Source organism: Methanotorris formicicus Mc-S-70 (genome assembly GCF_000243455.1).
GTDB lineage: Archaea > AGJL01 > Methanococci > Methanococcales > Methanococcaceae > Methanotorris > Methanotorris formicicus.
Map to the genome: position 1 here is coordinate 21,598 of NZ_AGJL01000025.1, position 6,179 is coordinate 27,776.

Annotated in this window: 7 protein-coding genes and 1 pseudogene; 4 read left to right on the forward strand and 4 right to left on the reverse strand. The window is 33.2% G+C overall.

Going from position 1 to position 6,179, the window contains the following annotated elements:
* Window positions 1–3: 3 nt before the first annotated feature.
* On the reverse strand, window positions 4–252 hold the full coding sequence (locus METFODRAFT_RS05440; RefSeq protein WP_007044554.1) for a hypothetical protein: 249 nt from the start codon (window positions 250–252) through the stop codon (window positions 4–6).
* Window positions 253–589: 337 nt separating this feature from the next.
* On the opposite strand from METFODRAFT_RS05440, the gene METFODRAFT_RS05445 reads away from it, so the two are divergent.
* The 3 genes from METFODRAFT_RS05445 to METFODRAFT_RS05455 all read left to right on the forward strand — a co-directional run bounded on the left by METFODRAFT_RS05445 (window position 590) and on the right by METFODRAFT_RS05455 (window position 3,623).
* A complete protein-coding gene (locus METFODRAFT_RS05445; RefSeq protein ID WP_007044555.1) occupies window positions 590–1,768 on the forward strand; it encodes a redox-regulated ATPase YchF in 1,179 nt (392 codons plus the stop codon).
* Window positions 1,769–1,916: 148 nt separating this feature from the next.
* Entirely contained in the window at window positions 1,917–2,660 is a 744-nt protein-coding gene (locus tag METFODRAFT_RS05450; RefSeq protein ID WP_007044556.1) for an ABC transporter ATP-binding protein, read from the forward strand.
* Between the two features lie 21 nt (window positions 2,661–2,681).
* Window positions 2,682–3,623 (forward strand): SufB/SufD family protein, encoded by a 942-nt coding sequence (locus METFODRAFT_RS05455; RefSeq protein WP_007044557.1) that lies wholly within the window; start codon window positions 2,682–2,684, stop codon window positions 3,621–3,623.
* Window positions 3,624–3,632: 9 nt separating this feature from the next.
* Here METFODRAFT_RS05455 and METFODRAFT_RS05460 read toward each other — a convergent pair whose 3' ends face one another.
* Both METFODRAFT_RS05460 and coaBC read right to left on the reverse strand, forming a co-directional pair.
* A complete protein-coding gene (locus METFODRAFT_RS05460; RefSeq protein WP_007044558.1) occupies window positions 3,633–3,980 on the reverse strand; it encodes a ribonuclease P protein component 4 in 348 nt (115 codons plus the stop codon).
* Window positions 3,981–4,005: 25 nt separating this feature from the next.
* A complete protein-coding gene (gene coaBC / locus METFODRAFT_RS05465) occupies window positions 4,006–5,223 on the reverse strand; it encodes a bifunctional phosphopantothenoylcysteine decarboxylase/phosphopantothenate--cysteine ligase CoaBC (protein WP_048115629.1) in 1,218 nt (405 codons plus the stop codon).
* A gap of 126 nt (window positions 5,224–5,349) precedes the next feature.
* Here coaBC and METFODRAFT_RS10885 point away from each other — a divergent pair, with 126 nt between their 5' ends.
* Window positions 5,350–5,973 carry a hypothetical protein gene (locus tag METFODRAFT_RS10885; protein WP_007044560.1) on the forward strand — a complete coding sequence of 208 codons (624 nt, stop codon included), beginning with the start codon at window positions 5,350–5,352 and terminating at the stop codon, window positions 5,971–5,973.
* Here METFODRAFT_RS10885 and METFODRAFT_RS10120 read toward each other — a convergent pair.
* Window positions 5,970–6,179, reverse strand: a pseudogene (locus tag METFODRAFT_RS10120) (IS701 family transposase); the annotation flags it as partial. The gene METFODRAFT_RS10885 and the pseudogene METFODRAFT_RS10120 overlap by 4 nt on opposite strands.

The following is a 6,179-nucleotide window of genomic DNA, read 5'->3' on the forward strand; positions in this document are numbered from 1 at the left end:
TATTTATAATTGTGTTAAGGCATATTTCTTTGCCCCCTGAGCCCCAATCTGCAATTTCAATGCTTTTATTAATTCGTTAACATCCTCAATAGTTTCTGCGTTTTCCAGTGCCTCTTTAAACATGTTCCTTTTTGAAGGTTCAACAAGTTCTATTAAGTATTCAACAGTGCTTACAAGTTCGATATATTTACCATCTCTTTTAAGTTGTGCATGAACATCATCAAGAACTTGTTTTATCTTTTCTGATACCATTATCTCACCTCCAGACAAAATTATAAATAATAAATTAGTTCTATCTCTTTCGTTGGACAAATCCTTGATATTTATCCCTAATGTGATATTTATAAAAGGTAGTTATGGTAATTTTTAGTATAAATATTATTCGGAAATAATATAGTCGCTTGCATTTAAATGATCACGTCCTTCATAACACTAAAAGTATAAATTTAGTTTTATTTGAAATTTACGTTTATTTATATTCTTTCAGAAATTTCACCTGAATATAAACAACAAAATTCATAAATTGATACTAAATTGTTTATTCAAACATGTTTAGCATTTATATATAAAAACACTTATGGTGGTAGTTATGGCAATCTTGGGACTCGTGGGAAAACCTAACGTAGGAAAATCAACCATGTTTAATGCAATGACAGAAAAAATTGTCGATATAGCAAATTATCCCTTCACAACCATCGACCCAAACATTGGGACATCTTATGTGATAACAGATTGCCCATGTAAGGAATTGGGAGTAAAATGTAATCCACAAAACTCCAAATGCATTGATGGGAAAAGATACATTCCAGTAGAGATTATCGATGTCGCTGGGCTTGTTCCAGGAGCACATGAAGGAAAAGGTATGGGTAATAAGTTTTTAGATGATTTGAGGCAGGCAGATGCATTTATTTTGGTTGTAGATGCAAGTGGAAAAACTGACTTAGAAGGGAATCCAACAGAAAACCACGACCCTGTTGAGGATGTTAAATTTTTGCTTAATGAGATAGATATGTGGATTTATGGAATATTAACCAAAAATTGGGATAGATTAGCAAGAAGGGCACAGCAGGAAAAAAATATCGTCAAAGTTCTTGCAGATCAGTTGAGTGGTTTGAACATTACTGAGGAAGATGTAAGGGTATCTATAAAAGATTTGGATGAAAGCCCAATAAAATGGACTGATGAGGATTTATTAAATTTATCAAAAAAATTGAGAAAAATATCAAAACCAATGATAATAGCGGCAAATAAGGCAGATCATCCAGATGCAAAAGAAAATATTGAAAGGTTAAAGAAGGAATTTAAAGACCATATAGTTATTCCAACATCTGCCGAGATAGAACTTGCTTTAAGGAGGGCAGAAAAAGCAGGTTTGATAAAGTATAATGGGAATGATTTTGAAATAATAGATGAGGGTAAATTAAATGAGCAACAAAAAAATGCCTTCAACTACATAAAAGAATTCTTAAAAACCTATGGGGGGACGGGGATTCAAGAATGCATAAATAGGGCTTATTTTGATTTGCTCAATATGATTGTTGTTTATCCAGTTGAGGATGAAAACAAATTCTGCGATAAAAAAGGTAATGTTTTACCAGATGCATTTTTAGTTAAAAAAGGAACTACTGCAAAAGAATTGGCATATAAAATACACACTGAGATTGGAGAGAAGTTTATCTATGCCGTTGATGCAAGGAAAAAGATGAGAATTGGGGCAGACTATGAATTAAAACATGGAGATATAATAAAAATTGTTTCTGCTGCATAATCCTGCATGTTTTTATAGTTTAAATAGGTATTGAATTTATGTAACTCCGTTAAGTATATAATATTTGCAGTGTATATTAGAGTCGTTGTATTAATCATCGGCAATATACTTTTGAATTTGATGCAATAATTTAATTTTAGGTGAAAATATGCTTTTGGTTATCAAAGATTTGTATCTTAAGAGAGGAGATCGAATGATATTAAAGGGACTAAATTTAGAAATTGGAGAAAATGAAATTCATGCTGTTGTAGGACCAAATGGGGCTGGAAAATCAACCTTATCTTATGCCTTAATGGGTTGTAGTGGTTATGATCCGGTAAAAGGAGAAATTATATTTAAGGGAGTGAATATTATTGATAAATCAATAACTGAAAGGGCAAGAATGGGAATGACTTTAGCATGGCAAGAACCGGCAAGATTTGAGGGAATTACAGTTAAGCAATACCTATCTCTTGGAATGAGAGAATATGATGAGGAGAAGATATACAAGGCATTGGAATTTGTTAATCTTTGCCCTAATACTTATTTGAATAGATTTGTTGATGATAGTTTGAGTGGTGGAGAGAGGAAGAGGATTGAATTGGCATCAATTTTATGCATGGAGCCAGATTTGGCAATTTTAGATGAGCCAGATAGCGGGATTGATATCGTTTCTTTGGATGAAATAACGAAACTCTTTAAACATTTAAAGAAAAATGGCTCATCAGTTTTGGTAATTACCCACAGGGAAGAGATTACAAACTGTGCTGATAAGGCATCTTTGCTTTGCGATGGAAAAATCATTAAAACTGGGGATCCAAAAGATGTTGGAGAGTATTATAAAAAAGAATGCGGAAAGTGTCTGATAAAAGTACCATCAATAAAAAAGGAAATTGAGGAAGGTAGCAAATAAAATTCGTATTTGGGTGAAATTATGGACAAAGACCTTAAAGAAATTTTAGAGGCATATAAGTTAACCAATGGAAATCCAGAAGAACTCGTTCATGGAAAAGGCCCGAGGATGATAGTTAAAGAAAATAAAATTTTAGGAGTTAAGGCTGCAGAAGGGATTGTATTGGATGGGAAGGTTGTAGATGGAAGAATTGTAGCAAAGGTTATTGTAAAGGAGGGGTATAAATTTGAAACACCCATGCATATGTGCTTTGGAGTGACAGAGGAAGTTGCAGATCAGATAATTGATGTTGAGATAATTTTGGAAGATAATAGTGAGATAACCCTAATGTCTCATTGTTCATTCCCAAAGGCAAAGAATGTAAAGCACATAATGGATGGAAAAATAACTATTGGGAAGAACGCAAAATTTGTATATAAGGAGATTCATTTCCATGGAGAAACTGGGGGGATTTTAGTAAAACCAACAGTAAGAGCAACTGTTAAGGAAGGGGGAGTCTATATATCTGAATTAACCCTAACAAAAGGTAGAATAGGGTTTTTGGAGATTGATACTGATGTCGTTGTGGAGAAGAATGGGGTTGTTGATATAACAACAAAAACCTATGCAGTGGAGGATGACAAGGTTATAATCAACGAAACTGTAAAATTAAATGGAAAGGAAGGAAGATGCATAATAAAAAGCAGGGGGGCGGCAAAGGATAACTCAGAGGTGACATTAAAGTTAAAGATAGAGGGCAATGCCCCTTACTGTAAAGGGCATATAGACTGTGCAGAAGTTATTAAAGGGGATGCAACAGTTGAATCAATTCCAATTGTTGTTGTTAGGGACGATAGGGCAAGAATTACCCATGAGGCGGCAATTGGTAGTGTAGATAAAAAGCAAGTAGAAACTCTAATGGCAAAGGGATTGGATGAGGATGAGGCAATAGAGATTATAGTTAAAGGAATGATTGGGGAATAATTAAAATTATTATTTGTTCTTTCTTTTTTCTTTTTTCTCTCTTATCATAGGTATTCTGTAAATTCTACCGCATTCTAAGCAGGTTATAACAACATGTGGATAGCACTTACTCTTAACCCTAACTCTTGCGTTTTTTCCATATAATAGTATGGTGTTACATCTTCTGCAAATCCTTCTTTTCCATTTTTTTGGAAATCTAACCCTAACTTTCATTGCAATTCTCCTCGCTAATGACACGTATCTCTTTACTCTATTCCAATTTCCTTTTTTTGCCTCTTCTTCTGCAAGATTCATTAATATCTCTATTCTTTCAAGTGCTATTCTTTTTGCTCTTTTAAGCGTTCTCCTGTATTTCATACTTCCACACAAAATTTACATTCGTTTAAATTCCAAACGTCTCAACATTCTTTGGGTATAGTTTTTTAACTTCGTCCACGATTTCTTTAGCAATTTCCGTTTTTTTGCCACTAATTTTTTTGATTAAATTGTTTTTACTTATGATAACAACCTCATTATAATCATCCCCAAAGTAGTGCTTTGATAAATCGTTCGCTATTACCATATCCAAGTTGTATTTTTCCATCCTGTCCTTTGCTTTTTCTATTAGTTCTTCTTCCTCTACCCCATATTCTGACTTGAATCCGATAATTATTTTATCCTTAAATACCTTCCTCAATTCTTCCAATACCTTTGGATTTCTTTTTAATTTTATTGTTAATTCCTCATTTTCAGAACTTATTTTTTTATCTGATGTGTTTTTTGGTTTATAATCGGAGATTGCCGCACATGAGATAATAATATCTGCGTCCTTTCCAATCTCCAATGCCTTATTTAACATCTCCTCTGCAGTTAAAACCTTATGCGTTTTTATATAGTATGGGGGCGTTAAACCGAGTGCATTTATAGCCTCAACCTCAAAACCTTCCTTGCAAAATGCCTCTGCCAATGCAATCCCCATTTTTCCAGAGGAAAGGTTACTTATAACCCTAACTTTATCAATAAACTCTGCAGTTCCTCCATTCAATATTAAAACCTTCTTATCCATTTTATTTCCAATTTTTTCAATAACAAATCCTACGACATCCTCTATTGATGCTACTTTTGCTTTTTCTTCTTCCATTTTTGGAGATATTAAGTAAGTCTTTTTCTTTAATTTTAATTTTTCGATATGTTCTTTTACCGCATCAAACATATTCTCGTGCATCGCTGGGACAATAAACAATGGTTTTTTTTCCAAAAACACCATTGCAGTTGTATTTACAATATTATCAGCAATATTCAATGCTATCTTACTTATAATGTTGGCAGTTGCAGGATATATGATCATCGCGTCACATTCATCATACAAAGCAACATGCTCAATATTTCCAGTTATCGCTTCCATAACCTCATTACCACATCCAAACGTCAATGCATCTCTACCAACGATCTTTTTAACCTCTTCAGTGATGATACAATAAACCTCTGCTCCATGCCTTATAAGTTCCCTCATCAACTTTGGGGTCTCTATCGCTGCAATTGAAGACGTAACTCCAACTACAATCTTTTTGTTCTCTAGAAGTTTTGATTTTGTTCCCCTTAGTTTTTTTGTAGGATGGATGTTAATCACCTTAATTCTATTTTTTATTTTAAGTTACTGATAGTGTGATTTAACACTATTAAAATTAAGACCAAAAATAGAAATAGGTAGTACTTAAATAACTCGTTAAAAAACGGTGAAACCTCCATGCTAGCAGCACTTAATAATATACTCACTAATTCTATAAATAGTTTAGGATTTAACTGTTCGGAGGAGTTATCTAAGTTCGCACAGGTTAGAACACTAACGCCAATAAAACTATCAAAGCATTTTCAGAGTATGTCTCGGGAATTCACAGAACGACTATCGTTAAAAACCTACAAAAACTATCAGAAAATGAGTTTTGTTGTATACTCAACTATCCAACCTTCTCGATATTTTGATGACAATAGATTTAAATACACTGCAATAATCGATTCAACGCTACTAAGGAGATGGAGTAAAAAAGGTTATGGTTGCAATATTCGATATAACTACATCGAAAGACATAGCAAACCATATCAAGAGCAGATAAACTGCTGTATTTATCACGAAAAAGGGATATATTCGATTTACACTACAATAAAACCACTTGGCAAAAAATCCACAGACATATTCATCGAAATTATTAGATTCTTAACTCATATAGATATCGGGACGGTCGTAGGAGACACTTTTGTAACGACAAAGAAAATTATGAAGGAATCTAAAGAATTGGGAATGGAATATATTGGTAAACTTAGGAAAAACCTGATAGTTGTAGGACTTTCGCAAATACATTTAAATACTTAGATTAACAATAAACCAGTTTCTTTACATAAAGAGATTATGGCATTCCCAACGGCTATTCGATTTAGTTCTCTTCTAAACTCATACCAAGTAATCTTTTTATCGATTCTAATTTTCTCTAAAATAAAGAAAGCCCTCATAGCTAACGAAATATGACCTAATACTGGAAATCTTTTTCTAACGAAGAAATTTCCAATATTGCAGCACTG